Here is a 15,113-nt window from a genome sequence, read left to right as displayed (position 1 = left end):
GGACGGTGCCTAATTTTCTAGCTCCTGTTAGGAAGACGCGATCAAGGTCTGCTTAGCGGAGATAGTGTTGAAAAAGTCGATGCAGGATCTGCCGATGGGTTGCGCTCGAAGCAGCTTTGCCGTTCCTCTCAGCCTATTGGTTGTTGTTGCGGAACCATTTTTGCCAGTTTCCTGAGGTTTTGTGCTGTGGCTGCGAGTTGGAACTGTTCGTACGCGCCTTTGGGTCCTCGAAGTCGCATCATCGGCACGCCGATGTATCGCTTCAGATGCGCAAACAGCATCTCGACTTTGCGCCTCTGAATGAATGAGGTCATGTAGGCATCGGTTTTGCGGATATCGCGGGCGACGTCGCGTGCTGCTTCATGAACAGAACGAAGCACGTTTCGGGCTGGCTGTCTCGGACAGCAATTTACTTTCAGTGGGCATGCGTCACAATCATGCTTCGAGGCGCGGTATCGGATGAACCCGTCTTTGCCACCGTTGGGCTTTCGCGGCTTGGAGAAGTTCCGGCGGTATGTTCGCAGTTCCTTGTTGCCGGGGCATGTGTAGCTGTCGGTTGCGGGGTCGTAGATGAAGTCTTCGCGTGAGAATGTGCCGTCCGTCCGTTTGGATTTGTCCCAGACTGGAATGTGTGGCGCGATGCCACGCTCTTCGACCAACCAGCCCAACATCTCTGCTGATCCGTAGCCCGTATCACCAACCAGCTTGTCTGGTGTCATGTCAAAGCGTTCGGTAACCCGGTCGAGCATACGGCGTGCCGCAGAGGCCTCAGCGGTCCGGATCGGAACCGACGGCTCGACGTCAACGATCACCGCATTGTCCAAATCAACCACGTAGTTGGTGGAGTAAGCGAAGAATGCGGCACCTCCATCGGCGCCTGTCCAGCGCGCCGCAGGGTCCACCGGCGAGATGTATTTGGGAACGACTTTGGTGGACGCGCCGAATGCGGCATCATCCAGTGTTTCGAGATATTCGTGAACCACGCGCGTGGCCAATTCCCGTGGCAGACCCTCCTTGCTGTCAATGCCGCGCGTCTGGTTCGCATTGGCGGGGATCAAGCTGGCATCGACGCCAAAGCTCTCGCCACCGACCAGGCCCTCATCGATGCATCGCTGTAGCACCGTTTCGAAGAGGTGGCGGAACAGGCCGCTTTCCCGGAAACGCCCGTGTCGGTTCTTCGAGAAGGTCGAATGGTCTGGCACCGGATCGGTCAGGTCGAGCCTGCAAAACCACCTGTACGCCAGATTGACATGCACCTCTTCGCAAAGGCGGCGTTCTGATCGAATGCCTTGGCAGTGCCCAACAATAGCATCCGGATCATCAACTCTGGATCAATCGAAGGGCGGCCATGCGAGCTATACGACGGTGCCAGAAGTGGTCGAACGTCGGACAGGTCCAGGAACCGATCAATGCCGCGCAACGGGTGATCGGCAGGAACAAACTCGTCAATCGAGAACTCATAAAACAACGCACCTTGCGCCACCTGCCTTGGTCCCATCATCGCCGCACCTCCGCTCATAAAACGAGTGAATCAGCGACACACCAACCAATCAACAGACTTTTTCAACACTATCCGGACATTCCTGGCGTTCGCAGGAGTAATGCCAATGGTAGCTTTCGTTCCGTAGCGGCTTGCTTGAACGCGAATAATTGTGCCACCCTAACTACGTTGCTTGAATTGACTCGTTACATCAAAACCTATTCAGGAAAAAGAAAATGCTCATCGACCAGCTAGCAGCCCTAGCCGCGACAGCAGCTTTGTTGGTCGTATCCCCCAAAGCAGTTCTCTTACAGGAAACTGTCCACGGCGGCGACGTGACAATCGATCCTGCTGCAATCTCGCAAACCGCGCGTTTGGGTTCACGTAGTTATTCACCCTACGCCAACCGCAGTTTTCCCATCCGTCCACTATGGGGTGATCAGCACGTCCATTCCGGCTGGTCATTCGACGCAGGTTTCATCAATGCACTCTCTCCTGAAGATGCGATGCGCTTTGCAAGAGGTGAGCAAGTAGAGACAACGTTTGGCGTGCCTATCCAGTTGTCGCGCCCGCTCGACTGGCTGGCGATGACCGACCATTCGGACCTTCTCGGCATTCCGCCGGCATTGCGAGCAGGTGACCCGGCCTTGGTTGAAGCGGACGAAACGCTGGCTGAATGGAGCGAGGTCATGCAGTTGAATGATATCGAGACAGCCATCCAGGTGGGCATGTCAGCGATCCAAGCCCAAGGCAACAACACTCTGCCGGATGCTGCCAAGGATGAAGACTTCTTCCGCGACACATGGCACGACTACACTGAGATTATTGAAAGTTTTAACGAACCAGGCAGGTTTACAGCTCTTATCGGCTACGAATGGACGCCAAACGAAGGTCCCGGCAACAACATGCACCGCAACGTGATTTATCGCGGTGGTAAAGACACGGCTGATCAGATGCTGCCCTACACGACCTTTGAGAGCTACGACCCTGAAGACCTATGGCGCTGGATGGAAACCTTCGAGGAGACGACAGGTTCGCGGGTGCTGGCCATTCCCCACAACGGCAACCTATCAAATGGGCTGATGTTCGACGACGTGACCTATACCAGCAAGAAACCTCTCGACGCGGATTATGCCCTGCGTCGTCAGCGGTTTGAGCCAATCTATGAGGTCACCCAGATCAAGGGCGACGGTGAAGCCCACCCGATGCTATCGCCAGACGACGAGTTCGCGGACTACGAGACCTGGGACGAAGGGAATCTCAACCTTACGCCGAAAGAACCCGGTATGATTGAGCGGGAGTACTATCGTGAGGCATTGAAACGAGGTATTCGGATTGAGCAGGATATTGGCGAAAATCCATTCCGCATCGGGGCTGCAGCCGGAACAGATTCACACACAGCCTTGAGCGCGGTCGAAGAAGAAAATTTCTTTGGTAAACACTCCGGCGTAGAACCCTCGCCGACGCGTTGGGAACATACCGTATTATCATTTGATGGACGTGAGGTTCTTGGCTGGCGACAAGCTGCATCTGGATATACGGCGGTTTGGGCGACCGAGAACACCCGTGAGGCAATCTGGGACTCGATGGCACGCCGCGAAACCTACGCCTCTACTGGACCGCGCATGACGGTCTGGTTCTTCGGCGGGTGGGAATTTGAGCAGGACGATGTGGGCGTCCGCGAACCCGGCTGGGTCGGCTATGACAAGGGCGTTCCCATGGGATCAGACCTGCCGACCGGTTCCGATGGTGCAAACCCGACGTTCTACGTCGCAGCCTTGAAAGATCCAATCGGTGGCAACCTTGATCGCATTCAGATCGTTAAGGGATGGGTCGATAACGAGGGCAACACCAAGGAAAAAATTTACGATGTTGTCTGGTCCGGCGACCGGGAAATCGGAGTTGACGGCAAACTCCCCGCTGTTGGAAACACAGTGGATGTCGCCGCCGCAACATGGACAAACACGATCGGTGCGCCTGAGCTTATCGCCGTTTGGGAGGACCCGGATTTTGACCCCGCCCAACCGGCGACATATTATGCGCGCGTACTACAGATTCCGACACCCCGCTGGACGGCCTACGAAGCCCTGCGCTTTGATATTGAAATGCCTGACGAAATTCCGATGACGACGCAGGAGCGAGCATATACCTCGCCGATCTGGTACAGGCCAACCGAATGATGATCACAAAGCAGAACTTCGGACAAAGTGAAACTATAACTGCATCGGGCTCACAGGAGACATTCGGCCAATTGGATGTCTCATAAGAGCTCCATCAACTCTTTATGACGAACAGTATACGCCTGCCGAACCTCAACTGGCGGGCGTAGCGTGATCCGCAACCCCTCCATCACCGCCTTGTCCGGACGACCAAAGAACTTGGTCGCCTCAGCCTCGGAAAACCCGGCAATCTGGGTCGCTTCCATCCAGGCGCTGATCTTGTCGGCCTTCTTGATCTGGCGTTTCACAGTCTTCGGCACCTCTGCCGGCAAACCGAACCGGATGTGGATCGCCGCTGCCAGACGGTCATCCAGCGCGCCGTAATCAGGGCCGACGGCGGATTTCACCGGCGAGATCATATCTCCGATCACGTATTCGGGTGCGTCATGTAACAGGGCGGCCAGACGCCATTTGGCGGGGGCTTTGGGGACGATGCGGCCAAACAGCTCTTCGACCAGCAGAGAGTGCTCGGCCACGGAATAGGCGAAATCGCCGCCTGTTTGCCCGTTCCAACGCGCCACAAATGCCAATCCGTGTGCGATATCCTCGATTTCGATGTCCACCGGCGTCGGATCCAGCAGGTCAAGCCTGCGGCCCGACAGCATTCTTTGCCACGCTCGGGGTTGTGTTGCCATTCTGCCATGCCTTGTGAAGTCGGACACATTCTTTTCTCGTTTTCGTGCTAAGATGTACCTGTCAAGATCACCAGCTGCCAACTTTTTCTTGAGCGTTTGTGCTTTGAACCGGCGCGTTGTGATCCCGACATGAAGTGCTGAGGGGGGCGCACGCTCCTCCCGGTGTGCCCCTCTCGAAACGAAACTCGTATCGAAAGGAGCTTGCTATGTTCAAGCGTTTGTTTGGAATTGCCCTGGCCTTTGGAATGGCCGCCACTGCCCCTCCGGCTTTTGCTCAGCAGAGTTGCGCACAGCGCGAGCATGTGATCGCCAAGTTACAGGACAGTTACAAGGAACAGCTGGCCTTTGGTGGATTGCAGAAATCGCGCGGCGGACAGTCGGTCATGGAGGTCTGGACCTCAGAGGAAACGGGAAGTTACACCGTTTTGGTGACCCACGCGAGCGGCCTGAGTTGCATTGTCGCCGTTGGCACCGACTTTTTCGAGGCAATCCCGAAAATCAAAGTCGAGGGCACGCCAAGCTGATTTTTAAGGCGTAAGAACCCGTTTCCGGCCATCTTCGTTGCCACACAGATAAAGGGATGCTAGTGGCAATCCGGACTGTGAATTACCGGAGTGGAGCACCTGATGGCCGGGGACTATATCGTTAAAGACATTTCATTGGCGGGTTTTGGCCGCAAGGAATTGGATATCGCGGAAACCGAAATGCCGGGGCTGATGTCCCTGCGGGCCGAATATGGCGACAGCAAACCTCTGTCAGGTGCGCGGATCGTCGGTTCGCTGCACATGACCATCCAGACCGGGGTACTGATCGAAACGCTGGTAGCACTTGGCGCGGATGTGCGCTGGGCGTCGTGCAACATTTTCTCGACCCAGGATCACGCGGCGGCGGCGATTGCCGAGGCGGGCGTTCCGGTCTTCGCCATCAAGGGCCAGACGCTGGAAGAACACTGGGATTATCTCGACAAATCCTTCCTGTTCGACGACGGCCCCAACATGATCCTGGACGATGGCGGCGACGCCACGCTGTATATCCTGCTGGGCGCGCGCGCCGAAGCAGGCGAAGACATCATCCCCGTTCCGGGTTCGGAAGAGGAAGAGGTGATCAAGAAGCAGATCGCCAAGCGGATGGCGGCCTCGCCCGGCTGGTTCACCAAGATGCGCGACCAGATTCAGGGCGTGTCCGAGGAAACCACCACCGGCGTGAACCGCCTGTATCAACTGGTGAAGGACGGCCACCTGCCATTCCCGGCGATCAACGTAAATGACTCAGTCACCAAGTCGAAATTCGACAACAAATACGGCTGTAAGGAATCGCTGGTCGACGGTATCCGCCGCGCCACCGACACCATGATGGCCGGTAAAGTTGCCGTGGTCTGCGGTTATGGCGATGTAGGCAAAGGCTCAGCGGCTAGTTTGCGTGGCGCGGGTGCCCGCGTGAAAGTCACCGAAGTTGACCCGATCTGCGCGCTGCAGGCCGCCATGGACGGGTTCGAGGTCACTCTGCTGGAAGACGAAGTTGCCAGCGCGGACATCTTCATCACCACCACCGGCAACAAGGACGTGATCCGTATCGAGCATATGCGCGAGATGAAAGACATGGCCATCGTCGGCAATATCGGCCATTTCGACAACGAAATTCAGGTGGCCAGCCTGAAGAACCACAAATGGACCAACATTAAGGAACAGGTGGACATGATCGAGATGCCCTCGGGCAATCGTCTGATCCTGCTTTCCGAAGGCCGCCTGCTCAACCTCGGCAACGCCACCGGGCATCCTTCGTTCGTGATGTCGGCGTCCTTCACCAACCAGGTGCTGGCGCAGATCGAGCTGTTTACCAAGGGCGATGAGTATGAAAACGACGTCTACATCTTGCCCAAGCATCTGGATGAGAAAGTTGCCCGTCTGCATCTGGACCGCATCGGTGTGAAGCTGACCCAGATGGACAGCGAGCAGGCGGCCTATATCGGCGTGAAGCCCGAGGGCCCCTATAAGCCCGAGCATTACCGCTACTGATTGCGGATCGGGTATGACCGAACCTTCTGGACGCCGCCGGTTGATGCAACTGGCGGCGTCTTTCTTTTCGATCATTGTATTTCTATGTCTTGTTGGATCGGGCGTTTATCTGCTGTTGGCGCATCCCAAAACGCCACTTCCTGCGCATTGGAATCCCCTTCGGGACCTGACCCTGACAGCCCCGGTCACACCTGCCACCAAGTTCCAGCTTAATCGCGCGCTGGCGGACGAGGCACAGTGCCGGGCGGTGCTGTCACAAGCTGGTGCAGCATTCTCGGAGATGGAGGATTTGGTGGTCGATCAGAATTGCGGCATCGCCGGTCGGGGAACGCTGTCACAGTTGGTCAGTGCCCGGGTCAGCGGGGTCGAGACCCGCTGCACCACTGCTCTGCGCCTCGCGATGTGGGAACATCATGTGGTGCAATCCGCCGCGCGCGACCTGTTGGGAACCGAGGTGCGCGCGTTGCGGCATCTGGGCAGTTACAATTGCCGCCGTATGCGCACCGCGCAGGGGGAAAACAGCGGATGGAGCAGCCATGCAACGGCGGATTCCATCGACATCGTAGGAGTAGAACTGGCCGATGGGCGAACACTCAGCCTGCTACAGGACTGGACGAATCCGGGCCCCGAGGCTGACTTTCTGCATCGCATTGGGAAAGGGGCCTGCGACTGGTTCCGCGTTGTGCTGGGCCCCAATTTCAATCGCCTGCACGCGGATCATTTCCATCTGCAAGGACCCGGTTGGGGCTATTGCCGGTAGGTATCCCGGCCCCGCATCGCAGGGCCGGGGTTTCGCCTAGCGTCCGCTGACCGCGTCAGACAGCGATTTGAACCGGACGATCTTGTAGATGCCCTTAGAGGCATCCTCGCCATTGTTCAGTACTGGTGAGCGGTGCAACTCGTTAATCGTGGCATAGACATAGCCATCCGCACCGATCGAGAACCCGTCTGGCCACGGCAATTCATCATCCGACTGGAATAGAACCTCATAGGTCCCGTCCGGCTTGGTCACACCCAGCGCATTGTCCGTCATCGCAGTGATGTAGACATTGCCGCCGGTATCGACGGTCGAACCATCCGAGATCGGCTTGTCGCCATAGCGTTCAACCTTCGCCTCAAGATCAGCGTCTGACAGGCTTTCGTCCAGCAGCGCGGCGGTCGGGATGCGGTACATCGCGCTGGCCGTCATCGGGGCGAAATAGACCCATGTGTTCGTCGGATCGACGGTGATCGGGTTGATGCCGATCTTGGCCGGATTGCCGCCCAGCGTGATCTCGCGCCCGTCGATCACCATCGGCGTATCCTCGGGAATCGTATATTGAGAGCCTTCCAGAACCCGTCGCGCACGCCCGGTGTCCAGATCGACCACGATGATGGCCGAGTTCTGACCGTTGCCTGTGTCCGAGATGTAGATGGCCCCGTGGTCGCGGTCCACGGCCAGATCGTTCAGGAACGAGGTCGGGCGCGCCACCGGAGCGCCGATATAGTGAATCGCATGCAGCGTCTCGGTATTGGTGTCCCAACCGACGATGCGCCCGGTCTGGTTTTCACCCTGACCGTCCAGCATCCACAGGATACCATCGCGGTCGGCGCGCAGGCCCAGCACACCGTTCAGCCCATCCGCATCATCCTTCGGGGCGCGGGCCCAGTCTTCGGTCGGGTAGGGTTTGGTGGACCCGTCGGGCATCACCTCAACCACGCGCAGTTCGGGGCCGTAGAATTCATGAACCGACATGAACATGCGCCCGTCCGGGCCAATGGCCAGATTGCCCGGGGGCATGGCCTTTTCGAACTCAAGATAGGTTTCCAACTCGGCCGCTGCGGCGGGCAGGGCCAGCGCAAGCGCGCATGTGGCTGCATATAGGGATTTCATCGGGTCCTCCTCTGGTGATGGCAGAGCAGATATCATTTGAATTTTTCCGCGATAACTGGCTCAATTCTGAAACCAGCGTTAGGAATTTTCGAATGTACCACGTGAACGACCTGCTGACCTTTGTCGCTGTCGCCAAAACCGGCGGCGTCGGGTCGGCGGCCAAAGCACAGGGGCTGTCTGCGGCCACGGTCAGCCACCGCATCACCAAGCTTGAGGAGGTGCTGAACCTCAAACTGTTTCACCGCAACAGCCGCAAGGTGCAACTGACGGATGAAGGGCTCATCTTTCTGGACCGGATCGAACCCCTTCTGGCCGATCTGCGCGAGGCCGAGCTGGACGCTGGCAGTGGCACCGGGGCCTTGCGTGGACATCTGCGGGTCACGCTATCGCCGTGGATTCTGTCGCGCTTCATTATGCCGATGATGGGTGCGTTTCAGTCAGACCATCCCGATCTGACCGTCGAGTTTCTGGCTGTGGACCGCTATGTCTCGCTGGTCGATGAGGGTATCGATTGCGCCATTCGGGTCGGTCAGATGGCGGACAGCACGCTGAAGGCGCGCAAACTCAGCGACAATGATCGCATCATCTGCGCGGCGCCCTCGTTTTGCAACAAGCACGGAACGCCACGCTCGGTCGAGGATTTGCGCACAATGCGCTGGGCGTGCCTGCCCTGGCAAACGCGGCTGGATATAGCGGACGGAAACGGCGCGGCGCTGTTTTCAATTCCGCGAGGAATCGCGGTCTCCAATTCCGACATGCTGACCGAGGCGGCGGTTCAGGGTCTTGGCCTTGCTGTCAAGTCCCGTCTGGCTGTGCAGCGCGAGCTTGAGAGCGGGGCGTTGTGCGAAATTCTGCCGGGTATCCTGAAATCGCCTGAAGCTCCAATTTCTTTCGTCCATACAGGCACTTCCACACCGGGTCGCAAGGTGCGTGCCTTTTCGACTCTGGCCAGTGCGGCGTTTCAACGAGCACGGGGCCAACCGAAGTCCGCTTAGGAGGCGAAGTGCGGATTTTTCCCCTTTGAGTGCGACACCCGCGCGATTAGCGTTCCGACATCTGATTATGAAGATGCAAAATCGCGGCAAACGCCGCTTTAGGGAGAGAATTTCATGGGAAAACGTGACGAGTTGATCGCCAAATACGCAGAGGACCTGAAGTCCAAATGCGGTATGGATGCGGACATGGACCTTTTGACCAAGGTCACCATTGGATGTGGTCCCGCTATCTATGATGCGGATGCATGCACGGTGGCTTCCAGCCAGGACGCTGAACTGGAAACCGTCAAGAACAACTTTCTGATCAAAAAGCTGGGCTTGTCGGATGGCCCGGAATTGATGGAAGGGATCAACAAGACGATCGAAACCTATGGCAAGTCCGAGCGGAACAAGTACCGGGCCGTGGTCTATTACATGCTGACCAAACATTTCGGGAAAGAGTCCGTTTACAGCTGATCCCGGATTTCCTTTTGCTGCACCCGTCAGTTCCATGGCGGGTGTTTTCAATTTTAGGCACTTGGCGTTTGATATCTTGAGGCCTGATCGGTTAAGGTATCAATGTGGCCAGGACGGTCAGAACCATAGATTTCTATACGCGTGTGGTGTGATGGGAGCACGCGGGGTAGGGAAGGTTCTGCACTGTCAGAACCTTCCCGATTTTCCTAGTTATTTGCATTCAAAAGCCGTGCGATAAATTGCTCAAACTGGCTGGGCTGCGCGCTTGGGCGCTGTGTGGGCTGTCGGCCGTTGCCTTCCAGGTAAACTTCGATATGTCCGGGGCGGGTTTTGCGGGCTGCACCAGTAAAGTCCCGTGAAATGCCACCAAGCGCCTCGGCCGCTGCCGCAGCTACGTCTGCATCCTGTTGGTGATAATAACGCACCTGAGTATCCCGGACGGAAAACCCCACACGCGCGGTGTCGACGATATTGGCTTGCCCGCCCGACAAAAGATTCAACGCCCGTGTTCCGGTTTCTGCAGGTACCCGATTTGGCACAAACAGCGATACATCCGAATTGATTGCGGGGCGCGCAACCGGCGGTGTGTCCAGTTCCGCGCGCAATGGTTCGATGGCCTGGATGGGCTCGGTCAACGCAATATTGGTCACTTGTGGCACAATGTCGGGCTCTGTTTGTGCTGCGACAGGGCGGGGCGCGCGCGCCACCTCGACCGGCAACGGATGGAATGTCGCCAATACCAAGGTTTGGGACGGTGCCAAAGCGGGGACGGAAACGCGCGACTCGGTGCCCGGGCCATAAAAGGCGAACGCAGTTTGCGCGACATCGGGTTGCTTTGAAATCAAGGGCGGCGTCGTACCCAATGAGCTTTCTTCCCGACCTGTTAGCTCCGGCAGAAAAACTCTGGCCGCCGGAGCATACGGCAGATCCCTTTCCGGGGGCGTTGGCCGCAGGGCAACCCTTGGCAAATCCGGTGCCATATCAGGAAGCGTCAACTGCACTGGAGCGCGGGTTTCGGATGCATAGGCCGCTCCGCTGAACAAAGACCCCAGGATTGCGCCGGGGTCGGACGGTGTTTGCAGACGGTTACCGGCCAGCTTATCCCAACTGGATATCGCGGTACTTCCACCCCAAAGCACGAATGCCACAATCAGCGCGGTCGCTAACACTTTTGGAAAGGCTGAATTAGACTCTCTTCCTTTGCGTCCCCGGTCAATTTCCGGCGAAACGGCCTGAGGTGTGACCGCGCGTTCCAGCGTCGATAGATGTTGAGCCTGCGGGCGTGGCGACGGTGTCTCAACTTCCGCTGAGACAGGTTTCCCGGCTTGATTTGCATTTGATTGCGCAAGTGCCTCGGCCCGTTGTTTCCGCGCGATTTCAAGACGTGCTTCCCACGTCAGACGCCTTGGCGCAGCATCATTGTCACGGGGACCACCACTTTTGTCATCACTGTCAGACACTGGCTCAAACTTTCACAACACTCGAAACCCAAACACACAGATTCCGGGACCGAAAAACGTGGTACCGAAATCGCTTGGCTGAACGTCAGAGATTATAGCAGTTTCTCTAGCCGCTGGGAAGAAAAGCACGAGGCTTATTCAATCATGCCGGGTTTGACCCAGAGCGCATACGGTTTCCCATTCCACTTCACTGACCGGTTGCACCGACAGCCGAGAGTTCTTGACCAGCACCATGTCCGACAACCGCTCGTCCGCTTTGATCTGGTCCAATGTCACAGGTACAGAAAACGGACGCACGGCCTTGATATCCACGCATTCCCAGCGTTCGTCATCCGTGGTGCTGTCGGGGTGGGCCTCGGCGCAGACCTCGACGATGCCGACAATCGCCTTGTCTTTTTGCGAGTGGTAAAAGAACCCGCGATCACCCATCTGCATCTGCCGCATGAAATTGCGCGCCTGATAATTGCGCACGCCGTCCCATTCTTCGCCGACTTCGCCTTTGGCGACCTGTTGGTCCCAGCTCCAGGTTGAAGGTTCGGATTTGAACAGCCAGTAAGCCATCAGCCGACGACCTTTTTCCACGCGATCAGTTCAACGGATTGGAACAGACCGGCTTTTGCATAAGGATCATTGTCGGCCCAGGCCCGGGCTGCTGCCATATCTTCGACCTCAAGGATGATCAGCGATCCGATCATTGCATCGTCGTTCAGCAGGGGCCCGGCCTGTGACACAACGCCGGTTTCCTCGATATAGGCCAGATGGGCCGAGCGATTGTCCAGCCGGGTTTGCAACGCGCCTTCCTTGTCGCGGGCGATGAGGGCGATCAGCATATTATTCCTCCTTCAGGGGTCGGTTCAGCAGAGTTTCGATAGCTTGGGTGACACTGTACGCACCGTGGCTGAGATCGGCCACCGTGGCGCTGATGGGCATGTCCAGCGCTTCGGCCGTGGCGATGTCAGACATGGCGCGGGCGGTGGCGACGCCCTCGACCGTAGTGGTGGTGTCAAAGGGCTTGTTTTGACCCAAACTCAGGCCAAAACGGTAATTACGGGACAGTTCGGACGAACAGGTCAGGACCAGATCACCCAAACCGGACAACCCCATCAGCGTATCGGGCCGTGCGCCGCGCATCAGCGCGTACCGCTGCATCTCGGCAAATCCCCGCGTCATCAGCGCCGCACGGGCACTGTCACCCAACCCGGCACCTATGGCCGCGCCGCAGGCGATGGCCATGACATTCTTGAGCGCGCCGCCAAGTTCGGCCCCGGCAACGTCCGTGGTTCGGTAGAGGCGCAGGTTTGCAGTGGTCAGTTCGTGCTGCAGCTCATGCGCATCATCTTCGCAGGCCAGTGTCAGAGCGGTGGGCAGCCCACGCGCGATATCATCGGCAAAACTCGGTCCGGTGAGCAGGGCGGGGCGCGCATCCGGGATGGTTTGGCGGATCACCGAAATCGGGCCAAGACCTGTAGACAGTTCGATCCCTTTGCAGCACGCGACCAGCGTCTTTCCGGCCAGCGCCGGGGCGTGATGCCGCAAGGCGTTGCGCATCTGCTGCATGGGCACCGAGATCAGTAGAGTGTCGCTGGCTGCGGCCACAGATATATCCGATGTGACCGAGATCGTATCAGGCAGCGTGACATCGGGCAGACGTGTTTCGTTCATCCGGCTGGAGTTCATACGTTGGGCGTGTTCGTCATCCCGTGCCCACAAAGTGACCGGCCCATTCCCCGCCAGCGAAATCGCCAGCGCGGTTCCGAACGCGCCCGATCCAAGCACCGCGACGCTCATGCCTTGGCTCCTTTCCTGCCACTGCCCAGCATGGCCGGGCTGGTCTGGTCCAGCGGCCACCTGGGACGGGCTGTCAGGTCTAACCCGTCCCGCGCCCCAAGGCGAAACCGTTCAATTCCGGCATAGGCGATCATTGCGGCATTGTCAGTGCAAAGCGCCAGCGGCGGCGCGATGAACCGCGTGTTTTTTTGGTCGCAAATAGTCTCTAATGATGCACGAATTGCGGAATTTGCCGCCACACCTCCGGCGACGGCGATCACCGGATCCGCGGGAGCATGTTCCAGATACTGATCAATTGCACGACGGGTCTTCTCGGCCAGTGTATCGACGACGGCTTGCTGAAATCCGGCGCACAGGTCTGCACGGTCTTGTCGGGTCAAGCCGCCCTGATCGGCCACGATCTGATCCCGCATTCGCATCAACGCTGTTTTGAGTCCCGAGAAGGACAGATCACACCCGGGACGATCCAGAAGCGGTCGGGGAAACCGAAAGCGCGAGGGATTGCCTCGTCGCGCTTCAGCCTCGACCGAGGGGCCACCCGGTTGTGAAAGGCCCAGCAGGCGGGCAGTTTTGTCAAAAGCTTCGCCCGGCGCATCGTCGATCGTACCGCCCAGTCTAGTAAACTGTTCCGGGCCGTGCGCGATCAGGTATTGGCAATGGCCGCCCGAAACCAGCAGCATCAGATACGGAAAAGCAATCCCGTCCGTCAGGCGCGGTGTCAGCGCGTGCCCGGCCAGATGGTTGACCCCGATCAGCGGCAGGCCGGTCGCGGCGCTGATCCCTTTGGCACACATGACGCCGGACAGGACGCCGCCGATCAGACCCGGTCCTGCGGTTACCGCGACCGCGTCCATATCGGACAGAGCCAGACCTGCATCCTTCAAGGCCTGCGTGACACAGATATCCAGCTTCTCGGCATGGGCGCGGGCCGCGATCTCGGGCACTACGCCACCGAAGGCACTGTGAAGCTCGGTTTGTCCGTGAACAATCGAGGACAACACCTCAGCCCCTTCGCCGCTTTGGCGCACGACAGCGGCGGCTGTGTCATCACAGCTGCTTTCCAGCCCGAGGACAGTAAGTGTTTGCACCATTGGCCCGATCCGTTACACCTTGATTGCCAAGCGGGGTATCACCCCGTGCGGATGCAAACAATCCCAAGGCCCAAGGCGCCGACTTTTGTATTTGTTGATGACCCGTCCCCGTGCCGCGTCCGAACGGTTCGTTGCACAGCTTTCGACCCGCGTCAGGTCACGGGTTGAGGTCATCCATTCTCCGATCCTGGATATCCGGACACTGCCGGTTCAGGTGGATGTGGCTGGGATCAAAGGCCTTATCTTTACGTCGGCCAACGCTGTGAATGCAGCCGTCTCACTGGGCGTGACCCGAGACATGCCGGCCTACTGCGTCGGTTCGGTCACCACGGGAACAGCCGCTGATGCCGGGTGGCGGGCGCAGATGATGGGCGCATCCGCGGAAGAGCTGGTTGCCGCCTTGCTGCAGGCCAGACCAGTATCGCCGCTTTTGCATCTGCGCGGCGAGCACAGCCGGGGTAACATTGCGCAAAGACTGACCGAATCTGGACTGACAACACATGAACAACCCGTCTACCGACAGCTTTTGTTACCGCTGACATCGGACGCCCTTGCCGCTGCCGCTGGTAAAAAGCCGGTTATCGCCCCGGTTTTTTCGCCCAGAACGGCGCGACATTTTGCCGAAACCTGGACAGGAAATGCGCCGTTATGGCTGGCAGCCATCAGCGAAGCGACCGCCGAACCCCTTTATTCCTTGGACTATGTGCATCTGAAGATCGCGTCAGAGCCGACCCCGGACGAAATGAGGAAAGCCGTTAAAAAACTTGTGAAACACGCGATGCGGGTTGAGGGTGACGAGACCTCCGATTAACTTGGTCAGGTCTGTTATTCATGTGTTTTTGGATTCGATAAGGGGAAGATTGCGGTGGCTGGTAAGAAAAAGTCCGATCAAAAGCCGGTGGAAGATCCCAAGTCGGATGACGTGGCCGATACCGGTGTTGACGCCGAAGGTACGACAGATGCTGTGACCCTTGACGCCGCCGAGCCAGTCGGGAAGGCCCCTTCCGAAGCCGAAGCCGAAGCCGAAGCCGAAGCCGAAGCCGAAGCCGAAGCCGAAGCCGAAGCCGAAGCCGAAGCCGAAGCCGAAGCCGAAGCCGAAGC

Annotated in this window: 14 protein-coding genes and 2 pseudogenes; 8 read left to right on the top strand and 8 right to left on the bottom strand. The window is 58.1% G+C overall.

Translation table 11 applies throughout. The annotated features are described in order from the left end of the window. Nucleotides 1-128: 128 nt before the first annotated feature. Nucleotides 129-1,501, bottom strand: a pseudogene (locus tag ACRZ9X_RS13535) (transposase). A gap of 215 nt (nucleotides 1,502-1,716) precedes the next feature. Here ACRZ9X_RS13535 and ACRZ9X_RS13530 point away from each other — a divergent pair. Then, nucleotides 1,717-3,660 carry a DUF3604 domain-containing protein gene (locus ACRZ9X_RS13530; RefSeq protein ID WP_480519690.1) on the top strand — a complete coding sequence of 648 codons (1,944 nt, stop codon included), beginning with the start codon at nucleotides 1,717-1,719 and terminating at the stop codon, nucleotides 3,658-3,660. A gap of 80 nt (nucleotides 3,661-3,740) precedes the next feature. On the opposite strand, the gene ACRZ9X_RS13525 is transcribed toward ACRZ9X_RS13530, so the two are convergent. Continuing rightward, entirely contained in the window at nucleotides 3,741-4,334 is a 594-nt protein-coding gene (locus ACRZ9X_RS13525) for an HD domain-containing protein (RefSeq protein ID WP_480519688.1), read from the bottom strand. Nucleotides 4,335-4,540: 206 nt separating this feature from the next. On the opposite strand from ACRZ9X_RS13525, the gene ACRZ9X_RS13520 reads away from it, so the two are divergent. The 3 genes from ACRZ9X_RS13520 to ACRZ9X_RS13510 all read left to right on the top strand — a co-directional run bounded on the left by ACRZ9X_RS13520 (nucleotide 4,541) and on the right by ACRZ9X_RS13510 (nucleotide 7,109). Beyond that, nucleotides 4,541-4,858 (top strand): hypothetical protein, encoded by a 318-nt coding sequence (locus tag ACRZ9X_RS13520; RefSeq protein WP_480519686.1) that lies wholly within the window; start codon nucleotides 4,541-4,543, stop codon nucleotides 4,856-4,858. Nucleotides 4,859-4,960: 102 nt separating this feature from the next. Beyond that, entirely contained in the window at nucleotides 4,961-6,349 is a 1,389-nt protein-coding gene (gene ahcY / locus ACRZ9X_RS13515; RefSeq protein WP_480519684.1) for an adenosylhomocysteinase, read from the top strand. A gap of 13 nt (nucleotides 6,350-6,362) precedes the next feature. Beyond that, nucleotides 6,363-7,109 carry an extensin-like domain-containing protein gene (locus ACRZ9X_RS13510; protein WP_480519683.1) on the top strand — a complete coding sequence of 249 codons (747 nt, stop codon included), beginning with the start codon at nucleotides 6,363-6,365 and terminating at the stop codon, nucleotides 7,107-7,109. A 36-nt stretch (nucleotides 7,110-7,145) separates the two neighbouring features. Here ACRZ9X_RS13510 and ACRZ9X_RS13505 read toward each other — a convergent pair whose 3' ends face one another. Beyond that, on the bottom strand, nucleotides 7,146-8,222 hold the full coding sequence (locus ACRZ9X_RS13505) for an L-dopachrome tautomerase-related protein (protein ID WP_480519681.1): 1,077 nt from the start codon (nucleotides 8,220-8,222) through the stop codon (nucleotides 7,146-7,148). 92 nt (nucleotides 8,223-8,314) lie between these two features. On the opposite strand from ACRZ9X_RS13505, the gene ACRZ9X_RS13500 reads away from it, so the two are divergent. Together ACRZ9X_RS13500 and ACRZ9X_RS13495 are read left to right on the top strand one after the other, a co-directional pair. Beyond that, nucleotides 8,315-9,217: a LysR family transcriptional regulator gene (locus tag ACRZ9X_RS13500; RefSeq protein WP_480519679.1), complete on the top strand. Its 903-nt coding sequence runs from the start codon at nucleotides 8,315-8,317 to the stop codon at nucleotides 9,215-9,217. Nucleotides 9,218-9,331: 114 nt separating this feature from the next. Further along, nucleotides 9,332-9,673, top strand: coding sequence for a DUF2853 family protein (locus ACRZ9X_RS13495; protein WP_480519677.1), 342 nt, complete (start codon nucleotides 9,332-9,334; stop codon nucleotides 9,671-9,673). 206 nt (nucleotides 9,674-9,879) lie between these two features. Here the strand turns inward: ACRZ9X_RS13495 and ACRZ9X_RS13490 are convergent, their stop codons facing one another. The 5 genes from ACRZ9X_RS13490 to tsaD form a co-directional block, all read right to left on the bottom strand. Continuing rightward, a complete protein-coding gene (locus ACRZ9X_RS13490; protein ID WP_480519675.1) occupies nucleotides 9,880-10,821 on the bottom strand; it encodes a hypothetical protein in 942 nt (313 codons plus the stop codon). A 450-nt stretch (nucleotides 10,822-11,271) separates the two neighbouring features. Further along, on the bottom strand, nucleotides 11,272-11,694 hold the full coding sequence (locus tag ACRZ9X_RS13485) for an EVE domain-containing protein (protein WP_480519673.1): 423 nt from the start codon (nucleotides 11,692-11,694) through the stop codon (nucleotides 11,272-11,274). Further along, on the bottom strand, nucleotides 11,694-11,963 hold the full coding sequence (locus tag ACRZ9X_RS13480; RefSeq protein WP_480519671.1) for a YciI family protein: 270 nt from the start codon (nucleotides 11,961-11,963) through the stop codon (nucleotides 11,694-11,696). The genes ACRZ9X_RS13485 and ACRZ9X_RS13480 overlap by 1 nt, the downstream gene beginning before the upstream one ends. A gap of 1 nt (nucleotide 11,964) precedes the next feature. After that, complete coding sequence (locus tag ACRZ9X_RS13475; RefSeq protein ID WP_480519669.1) at nucleotides 11,965-12,921, bottom strand: NAD(P)H-dependent glycerol-3-phosphate dehydrogenase; 957 nt, start codon at nucleotides 12,919-12,921, stop codon at nucleotides 11,965-11,967. Further along, entirely contained in the window at nucleotides 12,918-14,012 is a 1,095-nt protein-coding gene (gene tsaD, locus ACRZ9X_RS13470; RefSeq protein WP_480519667.1) for a tRNA (adenosine(37)-N6)-threonylcarbamoyltransferase complex transferase subunit TsaD, read from the bottom strand. Before tsaD ends, ACRZ9X_RS13475 begins: the two co-directional genes overlap by 4 nt. Nucleotides 14,013-14,109: 97 nt before the next feature. On the opposite strand from tsaD, the gene ACRZ9X_RS13465 reads away from it, so the two are divergent. Both ACRZ9X_RS13465 and ACRZ9X_RS13460 read left to right on the top strand, forming a co-directional pair. Beyond that, nucleotides 14,110-14,823 (top strand): uroporphyrinogen-III synthase, encoded by a 714-nt coding sequence (locus ACRZ9X_RS13465; protein ID WP_480519665.1) that lies wholly within the window; start codon nucleotides 14,110-14,112, stop codon nucleotides 14,821-14,823. A gap of 54 nt (nucleotides 14,824-14,877) precedes the next feature. Then, nucleotides 14,878-15,113, top strand: a pseudogene (locus ACRZ9X_RS13460) (hypothetical protein); the annotation flags it as partial.

The organism is Ruegeria sp. AL1 (assembly GCF_056540905.1).
This window is presented reverse-complemented; position numbering and strand designations above follow the sequence as displayed.